At 50.6% G+C, this 17,915-nt stretch carries 15 protein-coding genes; 8 read left to right on the forward strand and 7 right to left on the reverse strand.

What is annotated here, in order from left to right; genetic code table 11:
- Window positions 1-192 precede the first annotated feature (192 nt).
- From fsa to zwf, 3 genes are all read right to left on the reverse strand, one after another.
- On the reverse strand, window positions 193-858 hold the full coding sequence (gene fsa, locus GRF59_RS20870; protein ID WP_160499634.1) for a fructose-6-phosphate aldolase: 666 nt from the start codon (window positions 856-858) through the stop codon (window positions 193-195).
- Window positions 859-887: 29 nt separating this feature from the next.
- Window positions 888-1,781: a phosphogluconate dehydrogenase (NAD(+)-dependent, decarboxylating) gene (gnd, locus tag GRF59_RS20875; protein WP_160499635.1), complete on the reverse strand. Its 894-nt coding sequence runs from the start codon at window positions 1,779-1,781 to the stop codon at window positions 888-890.
- Between the two features lie 69 nt (window positions 1,782-1,850).
- Window positions 1,851-3,353, reverse strand: a complete 1,503-nt coding sequence (gene zwf, locus GRF59_RS20880) for a glucose-6-phosphate dehydrogenase (protein WP_160499636.1) — start codon at window positions 3,351-3,353, stop codon at window positions 1,851-1,853.
- A 292-nt stretch (window positions 3,354-3,645) separates the two neighbouring features.
- On the opposite strand from zwf, the gene GRF59_RS20885 reads away from it, so the two are divergent.
- Window positions 3,646-3,966 carry a winged helix-turn-helix transcriptional regulator gene (locus tag GRF59_RS20885; RefSeq protein ID WP_160499637.1) on the forward strand — a complete coding sequence of 107 codons (321 nt, stop codon included), beginning with the start codon at window positions 3,646-3,648 and terminating at the stop codon, window positions 3,964-3,966.
- A gap of 164 nt (window positions 3,967-4,130) precedes the next feature.
- Here GRF59_RS20885 and GRF59_RS20890 read toward each other — a convergent pair whose 3' ends face one another.
- A complete protein-coding gene (locus GRF59_RS20890; RefSeq protein ID WP_160499638.1) occupies window positions 4,131-4,469 on the reverse strand; it encodes a DsrE family protein in 339 nt (112 codons plus the stop codon).
- A gap of 212 nt (window positions 4,470-4,681) precedes the next feature.
- Between GRF59_RS20890 and udk the strand changes: the two genes are divergently transcribed.
- A complete protein-coding gene (gene udk, locus GRF59_RS20895) occupies window positions 4,682-5,317 on the forward strand; it encodes a uridine kinase (protein ID WP_160499639.1) in 636 nt (211 codons plus the stop codon).
- Between the two features lie 104 nt (window positions 5,318-5,421).
- On the opposite strand, the gene GRF59_RS20900 is transcribed toward udk, so the two are convergent.
- Both GRF59_RS20900 and GRF59_RS20905 read right to left on the reverse strand, forming a co-directional pair.
- A complete protein-coding gene (locus GRF59_RS20900) occupies window positions 5,422-6,540 on the reverse strand; it encodes a mechanosensitive ion channel family protein (protein WP_202128779.1) in 1,119 nt (372 codons plus the stop codon).
- Window positions 6,541-6,699: 159 nt separating this feature from the next.
- The gene (locus GRF59_RS20905) at window positions 6,700-8,997 is read right to left on the reverse strand and encodes an AraC family transcriptional regulator (protein ID WP_160499754.1); all 2,298 of its coding nucleotides are present in this window, start codon (window positions 8,995-8,997) and stop codon (window positions 6,700-6,702) included.
- A gap of 364 nt (window positions 8,998-9,361) precedes the next feature.
- On the opposite strand from GRF59_RS20905, the gene GRF59_RS20910 reads away from it, so the two are divergent.
- Genes GRF59_RS20910 through GRF59_RS20930 form a run of 5 tightly spaced genes read left to right on the forward strand, consistent with a single transcriptional unit; the run spans window position 9,362 to window position 15,948 of the window.
- Complete coding sequence (locus tag GRF59_RS20910) at window positions 9,362-10,306, forward strand: ABC transporter permease (protein WP_160499640.1); 945 nt, start codon at window positions 9,362-9,364, stop codon at window positions 10,304-10,306.
- Between the two features lie 25 nt (window positions 10,307-10,331).
- Window positions 10,332-11,228, forward strand: a complete 897-nt coding sequence (locus tag GRF59_RS20915; protein WP_237391944.1) for a carbohydrate ABC transporter permease — start codon at window positions 10,332-10,334, stop codon at window positions 11,226-11,228.
- Window positions 11,229-11,269: 41 nt separating this feature from the next.
- Entirely contained in the window at window positions 11,270-12,799 is a 1,530-nt protein-coding gene (locus tag GRF59_RS20920; RefSeq protein ID WP_160499641.1) for an extracellular solute-binding protein, read from the forward strand.
- A gap of 42 nt (window positions 12,800-12,841) precedes the next feature.
- Entirely contained in the window at window positions 12,842-14,131 is a 1,290-nt protein-coding gene (locus tag GRF59_RS20925; RefSeq protein ID WP_160499642.1) for a Gfo/Idh/MocA family protein, read from the forward strand.
- A gap of 11 nt (window positions 14,132-14,142) precedes the next feature.
- Window positions 14,143-15,948, forward strand: a complete 1,806-nt coding sequence (locus GRF59_RS20930; RefSeq protein ID WP_160499756.1) for a glycoside hydrolase family 35 protein — start codon at window positions 14,143-14,145, stop codon at window positions 15,946-15,948.
- Window positions 15,949-16,134: 186 nt separating this feature from the next.
- On the opposite strand, the gene GRF59_RS20935 is transcribed toward GRF59_RS20930, so the two are convergent.
- Entirely contained in the window at window positions 16,135-17,148 is a 1,014-nt protein-coding gene (locus GRF59_RS20935; RefSeq protein WP_160499643.1) for an AraC family transcriptional regulator, read from the reverse strand.
- Window positions 17,149-17,320: 172 nt separating this feature from the next.
- Between GRF59_RS20935 and GRF59_RS20940 the strand changes: the two genes are divergently transcribed.
- Window positions 17,321-17,899, forward strand: coding sequence for an NAD(P)H-dependent oxidoreductase (locus tag GRF59_RS20940; protein WP_160499644.1), 579 nt, complete (start codon window positions 17,321-17,323; stop codon window positions 17,897-17,899).
- Window positions 17,900-17,915: the final 16 nt, after the last annotated feature.

Below are 17,915 nucleotides of genomic sequence, written 5' to 3' on the forward strand. Positions count from 1 at the left end.
CATTATTTGCGGCAGCGCTTACAGCAAAGATTATAACCAACTCTTCTCCATGTTTCTATGCACGATTTTGTTTTGTTTTATATTAATTTCTTTACATTCCGAATCTCGCAAAAAAAACCGCAGGATAGACGCCTGCGGACAAGCGCCTTTCCATGCGGTTTTTAATTTTTTTACAAGTTGAACGGGGCAAGCTTATTTCGTAGCGTTTTTCCAATCAGCAGCAAATTTCTCGATGCCTTGATCTGTCAAAGGATGTTTTGCAAGCTGCGCGATAACGCTGAACGGAACGGTTGCGATATGCGCTCCAGCCATAGCTACACGGGTTACATGATCCGGATGGCGGACCGAAGCGGCAATGATCTGCGCGTCCAGGTTATGAATGCGGAACAGCTCGGCGATTTTGGATACCAGCAGCACGCCATCTTCCGAAATATCGTCCAAGCGGCCCAGGAATGGAGAAACATACGTTGCGCCTGCGCGTGCAGCCAGCAGAGCCTGGTTCACGGTGAAGATCAGCGTAACGTTGGTTTTCACGCCTTTTTTGGTCAGGTAGCGGCAAGCTTCAAGACCATCCAATGTCATTGGAAGTTTGATCGTGATATTTTTGTCGCCGCCGTTGATCTTGATCAGCTCTTCAGCCTGTGCGATCATTTCTGCTGCGGTTTCAGCATCCGGAGTCACCTCGGCAGATACCGATTCAACCTCAGGAACAGCCTGCAAAATTTCAGCGATACGGTCCTCGAACTTCACGCCTTCTTTGGCAACCAGCGAAGGGTTGGTTGTTACACCGGACAATACGCCGACTTTGTATGCCTTTTTAATGTCATCCAAATTTGCAGTATCGATAAAAAATTTCATGATTCACTTACCTCCAATTTGTTTTTTGATTAGTTTTTGACTACAGCGTGACCGCCAAACTCATTGCGAAGCGCGGCAACCACTTTGCCTGTGAACGAGTCATTCTCAAGAGAACGATAACGCATGAGCAGGGACAATGCAATTACCGGAGTCGCGGTTTGCAGGTCGAGAGCCGTCTCCACGGTCCATTTGCCTTCGCCGGAGGATTGCATTACGCCTTTGATGCCATCGAGATTCGCATCCTTCGAGAAGGCCTGCTCGGTCAATTCCATGAGCCAAGAGCGGATAACGGACCCGTTATTCCATACGCGTGCCACTTTCTCATAGTCATAATCAAAATCGCTCTTCTCAAGGACTTCAAAGCCTTCTCCGATCGCGGCCATCATGCCGTATTCCACGCCGTTGTGGACCATTTTCAGGAAGTGACCGCTGCCGGCTTTACCTGCGTACAGATAACCATTTTCGACCGCTGTATCTTTGAAGATCGGTTCAACGATGTTCCAAGCCTCTTGATCTCCGCCGATCATATAGCATGCGCCATTACGTGCGCCTTCCATACCACCTGATGTACCCACATCAAGGAAGCTCACGCCGATTTCCTTGAGCTTGTTGTATCTGGCGATCGATTCTTTGTAATGAGAATTCCCTGCTTCGATGACGATATCGCCCTTCGATAGAAGCGGAGACAGTTCATCGATGACAGAATCGACTACCGAATGCGGAACCATGATCCAGACGATTCTTGGGGATTCCATTTTGGACACAAGTTCTTTCAAAGTTGCGGCGCCTTCAGCGCCTTTGCTTTTCATGTCTGCAACTGCAGCAGTATTGAGGTCAAACGCAACCACGTTATGGTTATGATCCATAAGATTTTGTCCCAGGTTAAGACCCATTTTTCCTAATCCAACTAATCCGACTTTCATATAATTACCTCCACACCATGCTGTTTTTATCTATTATTAATTTATTTAACCCGTATGATCTCCAAGCGATCAGGATTGAGCCACCAATTCTTTATCTTCCGCCTTTGCTTCAGACGGGGTTTTATCAAGCCACCATTTGAATCCGTCCGCCTCCACCAATTGGTCGGAAGCCTCAGGTCCGTTGGAGCCTGCAGGGTAGTACGACAAAGGAATGATATCTTGCTCGAAGCTATCCAGAATCGGTTGTACATATTCCCATGACAACTCAACTTCATCCCAGTGAGCGAAGAAAGTGGAATCGCCGCGGACCGCATCGAAAATCAGATTTTCGTAAGCTTCCGGCACTTCCTTTTCGTTCGAGAAGAAGTTAACGCGCATTGGCTCAAGCTTCTCTGTGTTCAACGGATCTTTTTTGTTCAACTGAATAAAGATGCCTTCGTTCGGATTAATTTCGATGACCAGAAGATTAGGGTCGCTCGTGGTAGTTTGTCCTTTTAAAGGTTCTTTAAATTCAATGACGATCCGCGTAGATTTTTCCGCCATGCGTTTGCCTGTACGGATATAGAAAGGGACTTCGTTCCAGAAATAATTATCGATCCATAAACGGAGTGCAATAAAAGTATCGTTCTTCGAGGATTTCGGAACGTTTGGCTCATCCGTATAGCCAGCCACAGGCTTGCCTTGAATTTCACCAGCCGTATATTGACCGCGGATCACGTTGCTCGTGATGTTATCGATATGAAGGGGGCGCAAGGATTCCATCACGTTTCTCTTCTTCATGCGGACTTCGCTGGCGTCGCTTTTGCGCGGAAGACGCATGCTAATCATCATAAGAAGTTGAAGCATATGGTTTTGTACCATGTCGCGAATGGCTCCAGCGTTATCGTAGTATCCCGCTCTTTCTTCGACACCGACCGTTTCGCTCGCGGTAATCTGAACGTTGGCGATGTGGTGGTTGGACCACAGGGCTTTGAGGATAGGATTTGAGGATTCGAGGATTTCAAGGTTTTGCACCATCGACTTGCCAAGATAGTGGTCAATCCGGTAAATTTCGTTTTCGTCAAAAGCTCTGCTGAGCTGCTCGTTGAGGTGACGTGCCGATTTCAGATCGCGTCCGAACGGTTTCTCGATAATCAGACGTTTCCATCCGTTCGTGGTTCCTAGGCCGCTTTCTTTGATGCTGAGCGCAATGACATCGAAGAATTCCGGTCCGACCGAGAGGTAGAACATGCGGTTACCCGGAATGCTCAGCTCCTGCTCGCGCGACTCTACCAAAACCCGCAGTTTCCGGAAATCCTCCAAATGACCCGCGTCCAACGAGGAATAACGGATCGAATTCAAAAAGGAATTAAGCACAGCCGGGTCGTTCGCCGCTCTTCTGGAGAAGGTCTGCAGCGATTTGGCTACAACTTGCTGAAACTCTGCATGGGACTGCTCTTTTCTTCCCAGTGCAATGATCGAGAATGCCTCAGGCATTTTGTTATCTATATACAGATTGAATAGGGCAGGGTATATTTTTCTCTTCGCTAAATCCCCTGTGCCTCCAAACAAAACAAATGACATATTGTCCACCGTATGTTCCTCCATTCCACCATAAAACTCTAAGCTGCCGGCAGCAGTTTATCACCGCTATATGGTTACTAAAAATAACCCGATTACTTAACATGGGCAATATTAAACCCATTTTTCCGCTCTGTCAAACATTTTTTGTCCAAATTATGAACAGTGCCCTCAGGCCTTTAATGATAGCGCTTTCCGTGATATTATGTTGTATAATCAATATGGATTCATCAAGTTTTTATCCATTTTACTTGAGTAGTAACTTAAATACGTTTAGTAACCACATAGTAGAGGAGTGAGTCAAATGGACGGCGAAAAACAAGACAATCCGTTATGTGAAAAGGTAGAAATCGCTTACCAAATTACAGGGAAGAAGTGGGTCAATCTCATTATTCATACCCTAATGGAGGAGCCCAAACGTTTTAGCGAGATTCAGGCGTATATTCCAGACCTGAGTAAGCGCATGCTGAATGAGCGGATCAAGGAATTGGAGGATAACGGAATCATAATTCGGAATGTCATTACGGAGCGTCCCATTCGTACGGAATATTCGCTGACGAGGAAGGGAACGGAACTCGGGAGAGCTTTGCGTGCGGTGGAAGAATGGGCAGAGAAATGGTACTAAATCGGGACTATTTTCTGCCTTTTTTGTTACCGTTTACAAGTAAAATATTAGCAATATGTCATTATCTACATATTAATTTTTCGGCTTTTTCGGGGAATCAAAATAAGGCTCTGCATCGGAAGATACAGAACCCCTTGTGCCGCCTTTTTCGCTTGGGGAAACCGTTAGGCCAGAGTCATGACTTCATATTTCTCGGCCAGCTCCATAAAGTAACCCATACTCGAAATCTCGCCTACCGTGAGCTTTTCACGCACATCATAGTAGTCAACGCATGTCGCGCAGGCCAGCACCGGCACGCCTCGGTCTGCCAGTTCCTTCAGATGTACGGAAGCCAGCGACTGCTCGGTTAGTGCAAGCACGCCCCGGTTTGCGCAAAAAACGGCCGCAGGCAGCTGCTCCCGCTGTTTAAGCAGGGTAAAGAACGTCTCCAGTATTTGCGTTCCCAGCTCCCGTTCTCCGTTACCCATGCTGTCCGTAGTCAGAAAAATAACTTTACTTTGCATTTTCACATCCCTCCCTTCCGTCCTTAGGTTCTCATATTCACTTCAAAGATAGCCCACGCCTAGTAAAAGAGCAAATGACGGTAATGCTTCATTCCCTGCAATTATCCCCATCTTGCCTTACACATGCGGAAGGAAGGTGAAAAAATGCGGATGCTGTGCTACAATACTGGAATTGCACCGGCAAATAGATCAGGGAGGTTTATATACAAGCCATGCTCATTATTGGTATCGCAGGCGGGACAGGCTCCGGCAAAACGACAGTAGCCCTCTCCGTCATTGACCGTCTTGGCACGGGAAAAGTTACATTTATATCCCAGGACAACTATTATAAAGATCACAAACAACTCACGATGGAGGAACGGGCGCTGATTAATTACGATCACCCCTTCGCCTTTGATAATGAGCTGCTGATCGAACACCTAGCCCGGCTTCGGGCAGGAGAAGCAGCATACGCACCGGTGTACGACTTCACGGTCCATGCCCGCTCCGAATCGGAAACGGTTGAACTGAGACCCAATAATATTGTGATTATCGAAGGACTGCATGTGCTGTCCGACGAGAATCTTCGCGGAATGCTTGATATCAAGGTATTCGTCGATACTGATCCCGATGTCCGCATACTGCGCCGCGTCGTTCGCGATATCGAGGAACGCGGTCGTTCCATCCAATCGGTGAATCAGCAGTATCTGACTACAGTCAAGCCGATGCATGAGGCATTTATTGAGCCTTCCAAGAAATACGCCGACCTGATCATTCCCGAAGGCGGACAAAACGAAGTAGGCATTCAGCTCCTGTCGATCCTGACGGAAAAATTCCTCTCAGGCGACCGGGATTGGTCTGACTATTAGGCGCAGCTGCATGAGTGCAGCCAGCGAGCATGTATAGGAATACAAGACACCCCCGTGCGCTTATATGCGTCGGGGGGTTTTGTTTTAGATAAAATGCCGGTTAGTCAATATTTCGCTGCCGAATAGGATTGTACCTCCTTCGGGCTCCCGTTCTCCTCCCCCAACGCTTCGAGCAGTACCCGCTGCGCCGGATAGGCCAGCCGGATCCCCTCTTCTTCCAGCACCTCCAGCACCGTCAGATTCACTTCCTCCTTAACTATCAAATACTCCGCCCATACGGTCGTTTTCGTAAAGAAATAGAACATGATGCCGAGACTGCTCTCCTGGAACTCCGTAAATTTGACCATGATGGTGGCCGGATCGATCCTCTCATCTCCCCGGAGCATTCGTTCCAGGCGTTCCGTTGCCGCCGCGAGCCGCCCTCGGTCCGTATCCAGTGCCACATTCAGCGTAAAATTGATTCTTCGTTTGCCCATCCGGCTCCAATTCGTAATGGGCTGGCCCGAAAGCGTAGCATTGGGCACGGTGACCAGAGCATCCGCAAAGGTACGGATTTTCGTGCTTCGAAAGGTGATGTCATCCACAAAGCCCTCCACGCTTGGCGTCAAGATCCAGTCTCCCTTGGAAAAGGGTTTCTCCAAAATGATGACGATCCCGCCGATGATATTGCCGAGTGTATCTTTAGCAGCCAGCGCGATCGCCAAACTGCCGAGTCCCATACCCGCAACCACGCCGCTCATGCTGAATCCCCACTCGGATGCAACCAGGGTGATGATCAATACAAAGACGACAAAACGGAGCACTTTGGACAGAAAGGGGATCAGCATGCTGGAATCGTCCAGCCGGATTTTTTTGCTGATTTCCTCTAGCAGGAAGGAGGATTGGTTCGATAGAACAAGCAGTCCCCATCCGGCCAAAATGATGACCGCGCTCCGAAACCACCGGTCAAACATCATCCCCGCGAGCCACGCGGCCGGAAGGAGATATTTCAAGCCCAAATACACGCCGAGCAGCACAATGAACAGCCGCAACGGCTTTTCGAAAGCCTGCCGCCACATGAGCGCTTGCTCGCCCGCTTTGAATTTTTTGTTCATAAATGAAAATACGTATGTAACGAGCAATCGGTTTACAATGAAAAATAAGGCCATAATGCCAAAGGCAATCAACACGTCCATCCACCGGATCTGGTGGTAAACATCCCCTGCCCATTCCCAAACTTTCATGGTGACACCTCCTCGAAAAATGAAGTTACTATTGTATCATTCCTTCCACGCCGTTGTCTAAACACGAGGACTAACCAAGCTATGCAAAATAGCGAAAAAAAAGAACATCCGAGGGATGTCCTAACGTTATACTATTCTATTTATGAGCATCCGTGCACACTAAGCCTGTTTCCGATCCGCTTGGACGGAGTTAAACTGCTCCCTGTACTGCCCGGGCGTCATCCCCTCCAATTTCTTGAACATCCGGTTGAAATACGGAGGCTGATAACTGACAGCCTTGGCAATTTCGCTGATCTTCATATCCGTGGTCACGAGCAGCTTCTTACAGTGATTCATTTTGATCGAGGTTAAATAATCAATATAATTAGAGCCCGTCATCTGCCTAAAGGCCTTGCTCAACTGAGACACGCTTACATTCGCTTCCGTGGCGAGCGTCTCCAAAGAAATATCGCTCATATAGTTTTCCTTAATCGTCAAGATCACCTGATCGACAATATGCTTCATGGATTGATGGTAGCTTTTGTGCAGCACTTCGATATATGGCTTGATAATGCTGGTGCGGAACCACCCAATACAAGCGTTTGAATCCCGGAGCGCCTCCAGCTCCTCTTGTAATTTCACCCCATCATACAGCGCATATGGGTTACGGTTGGACTGCAGCATGGAACGGTACAAGCTGTTCTTCAGCCGCATCAGCCCCTGATGAACGACCCATTCCGGCGCCCCGTCATTCTGAAGCACCTCCACAAACCGGATCAGGATTTCCTCGGCTTCTTTTTCCAGACCCAGATTCAGCGTATGCGTAAACTCCTGCTCCAGATCAAAGGGAAACTCCACCTCCAGGTTCGCCTGTTCCAGCACGACAGAAGCTTCAAGCAACTGGCTCTCCGATGTAAAGCTGCGGTAACTCAGCGCTCTTCTGCCCTGCTCCAGCAGGTAAGGCACATCCGTCCAGACCCCCGCCGGGCCGCTCACAACGATCGTTGCCGGCATATTCATCACATCCCGGAGCGTACCGATCATGTCCGCGCTTAATTCCTTCAGCGGCGACTTCAGCTCCTCAACCGGCGAAGCTGCCGGTACGAATCCGATCACGGCAAAGGAGCCGTCCATAAAATCGATGGTATGCACATAGGAAGCCAGGCGCTCGGACATTTCATGCAGCAGATTGATTGCCGCATAGGCAAGCAGCTGATGATCCTTCGCCGTTAGCTGGCCGCGGTCCTCGCTGAGGGAATGGAGCTGGCATACGATGATGAAGAAGTGCTGCTTCGTAATGTCCAGCTGCAAGCCTTGCAGCTTCTCTGCGATCTCGGATTCCGTCAGATGGGCGGCCTGCCCCGATACGAATTGGTTGATCAGCGCCTCCCGAACCTTCGGGATGGACTGATTCAGATTGCTCTGCAGCGTTTCGTTCACGGAGCGGTACTGCCGCCATTTTTCCTCGATGTATTTCAACTCGTTATTTTCCGTCGTCGTCTCGGATTTGCCTTCTTTGAATAAATCCACCATCCGGCGGATCGGCCTATACATCCGTTTTGAGGCAAACCAGCTCAGGGCTAAGGCCAGCAACAGAGAAACGCCCCAGTAGGTCAGCACGACATGCCTGTATGGTCCGGTAGGTGCCGTAATCGCCGAGGAAGGCGTACCTGAAACAAAGGTCCAGATACCCCCCATTTTCTCAAAAGATAACGCGCTCACCAGTAATTTGTCATTCTTCATCGGAAGCTGGAAATGCATCTGGGTGTCGTAAGAACGCTTGGTGGTGCTCATGACCTCCTGAATATCGGGTATGACCTCCGGATACTGCATGCTGGCATCGGATTGTCCGACAAGGGTGTCCTCCCCGTCCAAAACAAAAGCTACCTGTTCGGAATTGGCATTCAGATGAACCTTGGCCGGATTAACGTATAACACAAGCGCCCCGTAGGACTGTTGGCTGTTGAAGGGCAGTTTCATCACGATGGCATGAGACGAGTTCCCTTGATTGAAGGGTTTGGATAGATGATTGGTCCAGAAGATGCCCTTATCGGAGCGCATGATATTTCTCCAGGCAACCGCATCCGCCGGGTTATCCAGCGTGCGCAGACCAAGCATGGGCTGCATGATCTTATTTTGCTTCTCCACATACAGATACGCTTGGTCGATCAGCGGGTCCCCATTCTCGATAAAATACAGCGTGTCGCTCAGTTCCTGCGTTTTTTCGAATTGATCCACAAAGTTCCTGTCGGCCAGGGAAGGCTTCAGGATGGGATTGGAGATCATGTGTACGGCATATTGAACCAGCTGGGAAAACTGCTCGTCGATTTGCCGCGCGGTATCCTTCACCAGCTCTTCGTTGTTCTGCTGATGCTGCCTGATGAGGTATTGATTGCCGACATGCCAGCTGATAAAACTCACAATGGATATCGGAACGCATGTGAGCAATATGGCAAGCGCAATGGTTTTCCAGTACATGATTCCCTTTGACGCCAGTTTCCTCGTCCACTCTTTACCCAAACCCCTCACTCCTGACCGTTTCCCAATTCGGATATGAAACTCTGATGATTCGTGGCAATGTTTTCATCCATCATAGCGAAATGAAGTTGACATGGAAAGGCTTTCAGACAGAAAAAAACCGGTTTTTACGGAAAAAAGACCCCAAAATAACGCTTATCAAAAAAGTGCAATCCCCTGAAATAAAAATCCGTGAAATGCTTGTAACAACAGCATTCCAAGCCGCCCCGCGACCTTGAAATAAAGTCGAATTGCCGAAAATGTTGTAAGCCTTTACATTGGGTTTATCGTTCACTTTTTGACCCAAAGAAAGCGAGGTAGCCCGATGCAAGCAACGAAGTCGAGAACAAAACCAAGACAGCCCAAACGATCGATATGGCCGGATTTGAAAAGAGATAAGTACCTGTACCTGCTGGCACTGCCAGGCATTTTATTTTTTATTATCTTCAAATATATTCCCATCACGAATCTGATCATCGGTTTCCAGGATTACTCCCCGTACCTCGGGATCACTGGAAGCGAATGGGTCGGATTCGAACATTTCACCCGTTTCTTCTCGAATCCGGACTTCTGGATGCTGCTGCGCAATACGCTTGGCATCAGCGTCATGAACCTGATCTTCTTCTTCCCGGCACCGATCATCCTGGCGCTTATGATGAACGAGGTTCGCAACCAGATCATGAAGCGCACCGTGCAATCCCTGATCTATATCCCTCATTTCCTATCCTGGGTGCTGATTTACGGACTCACCTTCCTGATGTTCTCCCAATCCGAGGGTTTGTTCAATAAGCTGCTGACCGCGATGGATAAGAACACGATCGATATTCTATCGAATCCGAATTATTTCTGGGGGATGCTGACCGTACAGTCGATCTGGAAAGAGGTCGGCTGGGGCACGATTATCTTCCTCGCTTCCATCGCCGGCGTTGATCCGCAGCAATATGAAGCCGCCGTCATCGATGGAGCCGGACGCTTCCGGAGAATGTGGCATATTACGCTACCCGCGATGCGAAACGTCATTATGATCCTGTTCATCCTTCGCCTGGGAACCATCATGGATACGGGCTTCGAGCAGGTCTACCTGATGATGAATGCTGCGGTAACGCAGGTGGCCGAAGTATTCGATACATACGTATACCGTGTGGGTATCCGGCAAGGCGAATTCAGCTACAGTACCGCAATCGGCCTGTTCAAATCCATTGTAGGCGTCATTCTGGTCGTTGGCGCGAACAAAGCCGCCAAACGCTTCGGCCAGGAGAGCTTATATTAAAGTCAACGGAAAGGAGAGTCTTCAGATGATCATGGAACTCAATACGTCTTGGAAAGACCGTCTGTTCAACGTCACCAACCTGGGCCTGCTTATCCTGTTTAGCTTGGCGATGGTCTTCCCCATCTACTACACCATCGTGCTTTCATTCACCGATCCGACGGAATATTACACCCGTGATTTGATCCTCTGGCCGAAGCAGTGGTCACTGGATGCCTATAAATATCTGCTGGGCAACGGCTTGTTCGTGAACTCCCTGATGGTCAGCATTTTTCTCGCGACGGTCGGAACGGCTTTAAGCCTGCTGGTAACGGGAGGGTTGGCGTATGCCATCTCCTGCCGGAGGCTCCGTTTCCGCAAAACCATGATGTTCATGATTCTGCTGACCTTTTTGTTCACGCCGGGTCTTGTCCCTCTATATATGGTCGTAAGAAACCTGGGCCTGATCGACAGTATCTGGTCCCTCATTCTCCCGTCGCTCACGAGCGGATGGTACGTGCTATTGATGAAAGGCTTTTTTGACAGCATTCCGGAAAGCCTCGATGAAGCAGCTCGTATTGACGGATGCACCGAAATCAGCGTATTCTGGCGGATTATCATCCCGCTTTCGCTGCCGGCGATCGTTGCCTTCGGACTTTTTTTCGCCGTGGGCTACTGGAATACATACTTTAACGGCATTATGTTCATCAACGAGCAGTCGAAGTGGCCGCTGCAGGTACTTTTGCAGAATATGCTGGTTGATCCGACCACCATGGGCGGCGGAGGGGGCAATCAGAGCGTGTCGCTGCAAATGAACCGTCAGCTCCCGACGGAAACGCTCAAAATGGCTGCGGTCGTCATTGCTACCATTCCCATTATGTTGGTGTATCCGTTCCTTCAGAAGCACTTCGCGAAAGGCGCCATGGTCGGTTCTGTAAAGGAATGATGGATATATAGGTGTTGCCAATCCAAAGGAGGTTATAGAAAATGAATCCACCAAGAAAACAGGTAAAGAAATCTTTGCTGACGAAATCCGTGCTGGTCGTGCTGGGCGCAAGCGTTCTTCTCACAGCATGCGGCGGTTCCAAAGGTGCATCGACCGATTCATCCGGACCAACGAAAATTCAGATGCAGACGCTGAATTATGCTACCGAATTCATTGACAATACCAACGTGATCTGGAAAGAATTCGAGAAACGCACCAACACCAAGCTGGATATTACCTGGCTGTCGCCATCCACATCGGAGGAAAAAATCAACGTCATGCTCGCTTCCGGCGATTTGCCTGAAGTGACGTTCGTGGAATCCCTGGTCAACCCGCAGCTGCAAAAAATGATCCAGCAGGGCGTATTCTGGGATTTGACACCGTATATCAAGGATTATCCGAACCTCAGCGCGCCAAACCTGGAGGAAATGTGGACGGACTCCAAAGTAGACGGCAAGAACATTGTCATCCCGCGGTATTATCCGAGTTATGGCGGCGGCGCTTTCCCGATTCTGCGCAAGGACTGGATGGATAAGCTCGGGCTGCAGACACCGACCAACATGGATCAATTTTTCGATGTGCTGAAGGCTTTTAAGGAGAAGGACCCGAACGGCAACGGACAAGCAGATGAGATTCCGTACGCCGCCAACCCGGACACACTGGGCTTCGTATACGGCGTGTTTAACGGAGTTCAAGGCCAGTGGAAGCTGAAGGATGACAAGCTCGTCCCTGTCATTACCGAGGATGCGTCCCGCGATGCCGTTCTCTGGATCAAAAAGGCCTTTGAAGCCGGATTGTTTCCGAAAGATTTTGCTATTATGAAATATTCCCAGACGGTTGACCTGATTCGCGGAGGCAATTCGGGCGGAACTTCCCAATCCATGAACCATGCCTGGGTCACCGGCTCGAAAATCCGTGAAGTGGTCCCTACAGCCGACTACATGCCGATCACGTATCTGCAAAATGCCGGCGGAGATCAATATACTCCATCAGGATCGCCGTATTATGGCGTTTATCTGATCCCTAAGAAAGTTCCAGAGGCCAAAGTGAAGAAGATTCTGGAGTTCTTCGACTATGCCTACGGTAAAGAAGGCAATGAACTGGCTACCTACGGCATTGAGGGCGTGCACTACAACGTCGAGAACGGCCGCAAAATACCGACGCCTCAAAGCGCTACCGACCATTTGGGTGACGGAAACATGAACAATCTGATCCACCTCATCAGCGACGATATGTCCATCGGTGCCGTGGGCATGCCGGATGATGTCTATGACCGCAACGTCGAAATCGTGAATGAGCGCAAGAAAATCAAGACACCGAATCCGAGCAACGAGCTGTATTCCGAAGCCTACAACAAGTATTATCCTGAGATTTCGAAAAAAGTGAGCGATATGCGTACCAAGGTGATCATCGGCAAAGACACCATCGAGAACTACGACAAGCTCATCGAGCAGCTGCGCAATGATCCAACGCTCAAGCAAGTGGCAGATGAAATGACGGAAGCTTATCACAAAAAAATGAGCAGCCAGTAAGAATCGCCTTTACTTCTACGACTACATTAAAGGGAGACTACGATGAAACCTATTACTGCAATTGTGATTGGTGCAGGCGACCGGGGCATGAGAGCTTATGCCCCCTACGCGCTTGCCCATCCGGAGGAGCTTCAGATCGTCGGCGTAGCCGATCCCAACCGTCTGCGCCGTGAAGCCTTTGCCAAGGAGCATCATCTGACCGAAGATCAGCAATTTGAATCAGCCGGGGACATCCTTGCCCTAGAAAAATTTGCGGATGTTGCGATCATTTGCACAATGGACACGATGCACTTGGAACCCACACTCAAAGCGCTGCAGCTCGGTTATCATGTTCTGTTGGAAAAACCCATGTCGCCCGTACCTGCCGAATGCGTACTGATGGAACAGGAAGCCAAGAAGCATAACCGCCTGCTTACCATTTGCCATGTACTGCGATATACGCCATTTTGGCAAACGATCAAAAGAGAGATCGAGCAGGGAGCCATCGGCGACATCGTATCCGTTCAGCTCAATGAAAATGTGGGCAACATGCATATGGCTCACAGTTTCGTCCGTGGCAACTGGCGGAACAGCGATATGACCAGCCCGATGATCCTCCAGAAATCCTGCCATGACATGGATATTCTGGCTTATATCATGGATGAGCCCTGCGAGCGCATCAGCTCGTTTGGCTCCCTGATGCATTTCCATCAAGGAAACAAGCCGGAAGGCGCTCCTTCCTTCTGCATCGAAGGCTGCCCGGCGGAACGGGACTGCCAGTACCACGCCGTGAACTATTACATGAACGAAGGGCGCGGCTGGGCACGGAAGATTACGGATCATCACACGGACGAGGGGATTCTGGAGGCACTCCGCAGCGGACCTTACGGACGGTGCGTCTATCAGACGGACAACAACGTCGTCGATCATCAGGTCGTGAACATGGAGTTTAGAAGCGGTGCGACGGCAACGTTCAGCATGTGCGGTTTCACGCAGGATAACACCCGAATCGTGCAGATTATGGGAACCAAGGGCGATATCCGCGGCAATATGGAGGATGATACGATCACCGTCCATTCGTTCGTAACCAAAGAAAAACGATTGGTGCCGATTGAAGTGTCCGAATCGGGACATGGAGGCGGAGATGCCGGCATCGTCCGTTCCTTTATCGATGAAGTCCGGCATTACGGCGAGCGGAATACCGAAAGCCTGTCTTCCGCCAGCGTCTCCGTCGGCAGCCACCTGATGGCCTTCGCTGCGGAGGAGTCGAGACTGCATCACGGAAAAGCGATTGATTTGTCCGAATACAAAAACCGGCTGATGCTTGCGGAAACCGCGGCAGCCGAGGAATAGAGGTGACTTACTTGAAAGGACTCGAAACCAGAGGCAAAGAGTTCATTGTCGACGGAGCGCCCGTCCGCATCATCTCGGGCGCGATCCATTATTTCCGGGTTGTGCCCGAGTACTGGGAAGACCGGCTCCGAAAACTTAAAGCATGCGGCTTTAATACGGTGGAGACCTATGTCGCCTGGAATATCCATGAGCCCCGTAAAGGCGAATTTGTATTCGAAGGAATGGCGGATCTCGCCTCCTTCATCGAAACTGCAGGTAAACTCGGATTATATGTAATTGTGAGGCCGAGTCCCTATATCTGTGCGGAATGGGAATTCGGCGGACTGCCGGCCTGGCTGCTTAAAGACCCGGGCATGCGGCTGCGCTGCGACTACAAGCCGTTTCTGGATCATGTGGATTCTTATTACGATGTGCTGCTGCCCAAGCTCGCCTCGCTGCAGCGTTCAAACGGCGGACCGATCATTGCCATGCAGATCGAAAATGAATACGGCAGCTACGGAAATGACCAGCGGTATCTGAACCATCTGAAGGAAGCCATGACGTCACGCGGCATCGACGTGCTGCTCTTCACATCGGACGGCCCCGGGGACTTCATGCTGCAGGGCGGCATGGTTCCGGGCGTTCTCGAGACGGTCAACTTCGGCTCCAGAGTGACGGAGGCCTTCGCCAAGCTAGGCGAATACCAGCAGGAGCTGCCGGATATGTGCATGGAGTTCTGGAACGGCTGGTTCGATCACTGGGGTGAGTCCCATCATACCCGCGATGCCGCGGAAGCGGCCGGCGTCTTCGGGCAGATGCTGGAGGCGGGCGCGTCGGTGAACTTTTACATGTTCCATGGTGGGACCAACTTCGGCTTCTATAACGGCGCGAACTGCGGAGAAGACGGTTACGCCCCGACAACGACCAGCTATGATTACGATTCCGCCATCAGCGAATGCGGCGACCTGACGGATAAGTTCTATGCGTACAGGGAGACGCTCGCAAAGTACGTGGATCTTCCAGAATTGGTGCTGCCGGAACCGATTGCGAAAAAGAATTATGGCCAGGTGGCACTAACGGAGCGGGTGACATTATTCGATGCGCTATCCAGCTTATCCGTTCCGGTAGAGAGTTCGGTTCCTCTGACGATGGAACAGTTGGATCAGGATTACGGCTTCATTCTCTACACCACGGAAGTCACCGGTCCGCGTGGAGCCAGCGAGCTCGTACTGCAGGAAGTTCGCGACCGGGCGCTGATCTTCGTAAACGGCGAATATCAGGGCATTATTGACCGGGTGCAGCATAAGCAGCCGATCAAACTGGCTATTCCCCCGGAAGGAGCCAAGCTACAGATTCTGGTGGAAAATATGGGCCGCATCAATTACGGGCCGTTCATGAAAGATCCGAAGGGAATTACGGAAGGCGTACGGCTGGGAAATCAGTTTCTGTACGGCTGGACGATTCATGCTCTTCCGCTGAGCGATTTGGAACCATTGAACTTTGCGGAAGAAGCCGGGAATGCAAGCCCCGGGACACCCGAAGCTGCTGCCGATGCTGGCGGAATGAAGGTAAGCGGCAAAGATACGCCTGCTTTCTACAGAGGAACCTTTCATGTCGGCGAAACCGCCGATACCTTCCTGAACTTTGCAGGCTGGACCAAAGGCGTGGCTTTCGTGAACGGCCATAACCTGGGACGATATTGGGAAATCGGTCCCCAGACCACGCTTTATATCCCTGCCCCGTTCTTGAAGCAAGGAAGCAATGAAATCGTTTTGTTCGAGCTTCACCATGGTCAAAATACATTCATTACACTGCAGGACCATGCCGATCTAGGCTAAATCTTCTACTCATACGTTATATATCCACTAATATATCCAGCTGTCTAGAAAAGGGTATCTCAGGCCATAGGGTCTGGGATACCCCTTTTTTCAAGATGGGAAAGATCTCCGTTTACAAATTGCGCCTCGCAGCATAGTCGCCGCATGCTTAATATAACTACCGCTTTTGTCCTAAATTGTATACGGCTAAGCAAATAACTGCTGCCGATACTCCCCCGGTGCGGTACCCGTCCACTTTTTGAAGGCGGCATGAAACGAGCTAGGCTCGGAAAAATGCAGCAGATAGGCGATTTCGGCGACGGTGTGCTCCGGCTGCGCAAGATGACGGATGGCCAGTTCCCGCCGAACCTCGTTGGCCAGCCGATTATAGGTCGTCTGCTCATCCTTCAACCGGGCCTGCAGCGTTCTGGCGCTCAGCTTCATCTCCCGGGCCGCGTCCTGCAGCGTAGGGAAATAGGATGGCATACACGATAGAATCCATTCCCGCAGACGGGACGACAGCACCGCCCCCTGTGTCAGCTTTAACCGCACTTCCTCCGCAATCGTTTTGAAAACACCGAGCAACCGCGTATCGGCTCCCAACACGGGATAATCCAGCACCTCTACGTTAAACGCAAGCCCATTTCCCTCCTGTTTGAACTGCGGCGACACTCCCAAAGCCGCCATATATTCCTCCTCCGCTGCCTGTCGCTCATGAGAAAAATTCACTCCCATAATCTTGATCGGCTTGCCGCTGAGCTGCAGCATGATCTGAACCAATGAAACCGCCATATCCTCTATGCAGTGCCGACTGAAGCCGCCTTGAGCAGAATGGTTCAAAACCAGATGGATGAGGGCATGTCCGTCTGCGTATTCGAGCTTCGCATTGTACTGGCTGCAGACAACGTAATTGTATTTCTGATAGGCTGCAAGTGCCTCGCCAATCGTCTCCGAATGCAGCATGACATATCCCAGCACCCCGAGATCGGCGAGATTCATGGCCTGTCCCTGATGAAGCCCGAAGGCGTGGTCCTCCGTAAAATCGGCCGCCGCCTGAACGATCTGCTCGAAACGGCCCGCTTCGATCCGCGCCTCGGTTTGGCTGAGCAGCCCTCCTTCGATTCCCGCTTTCGTGCAAAACTCCTCCCAGTCATATCCCCTCGTCACGATCGATTTTCGTATAGGCCACAGCATGGATACTGACACATCCTCTTTTTTCAAGCCCATTTCCCCTCCACTTAGCGCATATGAACATGATCTTGGCGCGTTTTCTCATGTCGCAGGTGATGCGTTCCCGTTTATGATGATGTTGGCTTTATTTTAACATGGCATCTACCCGTGCAGCAGCATGAAGACTCTGCTCAATGATGCCGGTTCCGAGGAGGACATTCCCATGAAAAAAATCGCAGTCATTATCGGTCATTCCGATTCACAGAGTTATTGCCATGCGCTCGCGCAGGCCTATATCCGGGGAGCTGAACGCACGGGTGCGAGCGTTCGCATCCTCGATCTCGCAGCAATGGAATTCAGCCCCATATTGCAATACGGCTACCGCAAGCGAACCGAGCTTGAACCGGACCTGGTCTCCGCGCGGGAAACCCTACTTTGGGCAGATCATCTGGTCTGGGTATACCCCACCTGGTGGGGCACCATGCCTGCCATTCTGAAGGGCTTCATCGATCGGGTATTTCTGCCGGGATTTGCTTTTACTTCGGCGCCGGACAGCCTGATTTCCAAGAAACTTCTCAAGGGAAAGACAGCCCGGCTGTTCGTCACGATGGATTCCCCTTCGTGGTATTACCGTTTTGTGCTCAGACGTGCCGGACATACGATTATGAAGCGGGGCATCCTGCAGTTCAGCGGCATTACCCCTGTGCGGATCAACGAAGTGAACACCGTGAAGATGTTGTCGGCGGAAAAGAGAAATCGCCTGCTCGAAAAGGCAGAGGCGATGGGAGCCAAACAGGATTAATCGCATGCATAAAGAA

Source organism: Paenibacillus dendrobii (assembly GCF_009807035.1).
GTDB lineage: Bacteria > Bacillota > Bacilli > Paenibacillales > Paenibacillaceae > Paenibacillus_AQ > Paenibacillus_AQ dendrobii.

Excerpts from the sequence above, each read along its gene's own strand:
- fsa (WP_160499634.1), bottom strand. The coding sequence starts at position 858 with ATGAAATTTTTTATCGATACTGCAAATTTGGATGACATTAAAAAGGCA.
- gnd (WP_160499635.1), bottom strand. The coding sequence starts at position 1,781 with ATGAAAGTCGGATTAGTTGGATTAGGAAAAATGGGTCTTAACCTGGGA.
- GRF59_RS20885 (WP_160499637.1), top strand. The coding sequence starts at position 3,646 with ATGGACGGCGAAAAACAAGACAATCCGTTATGTGAAAAGGTAGAAATC.
- GRF59_RS20890 (WP_160499638.1), bottom strand. The coding sequence starts at position 4,469 with ATGCAAAGTAAAGTTATTTTTCTGACTACGGACAGCATGGGTAACGGA.
- udk (WP_160499639.1), top strand. The coding sequence starts at position 4,682 with ATGCTCATTATTGGTATCGCAGGCGGGACAGGCTCCGGCAAAACGACA.
- GRF59_RS20900 (WP_202128779.1), bottom strand. The coding sequence starts at position 6,540 with ATGAAAGTTTGGGAATGGGCAGGGGATGTTTACCACCAGATCCGGTGG.
- GRF59_RS20905 (WP_160499754.1), bottom strand. The coding sequence starts at position 8,997 with ATGTACTGGAAAACCATTGCGCTTGCCATATTGCTCACATGCGTTCCG.
- GRF59_RS20910 (WP_160499640.1), top strand. The coding sequence starts at position 9,362 with ATGCAAGCAACGAAGTCGAGAACAAAACCAAGACAGCCCAAACGATCG.
- GRF59_RS20915 (WP_237391944.1), top strand. The coding sequence starts at position 10,332 with ATGATCATGGAACTCAATACGTCTTGGAAAGACCGTCTGTTCAACGTC.
- GRF59_RS20920 (WP_160499641.1), top strand. The coding sequence starts at position 11,270 with ATGAATCCACCAAGAAAACAGGTAAAGAAATCTTTGCTGACGAAATCC.
- GRF59_RS20925 (WP_160499642.1), top strand. The coding sequence starts at position 12,842 with ATGAAACCTATTACTGCAATTGTGATTGGTGCAGGCGACCGGGGCATG.
- GRF59_RS20940 (WP_160499644.1), top strand. The coding sequence starts at position 17,321 with ATGAAAAAAATCGCAGTCATTATCGGTCATTCCGATTCACAGAGTTAT.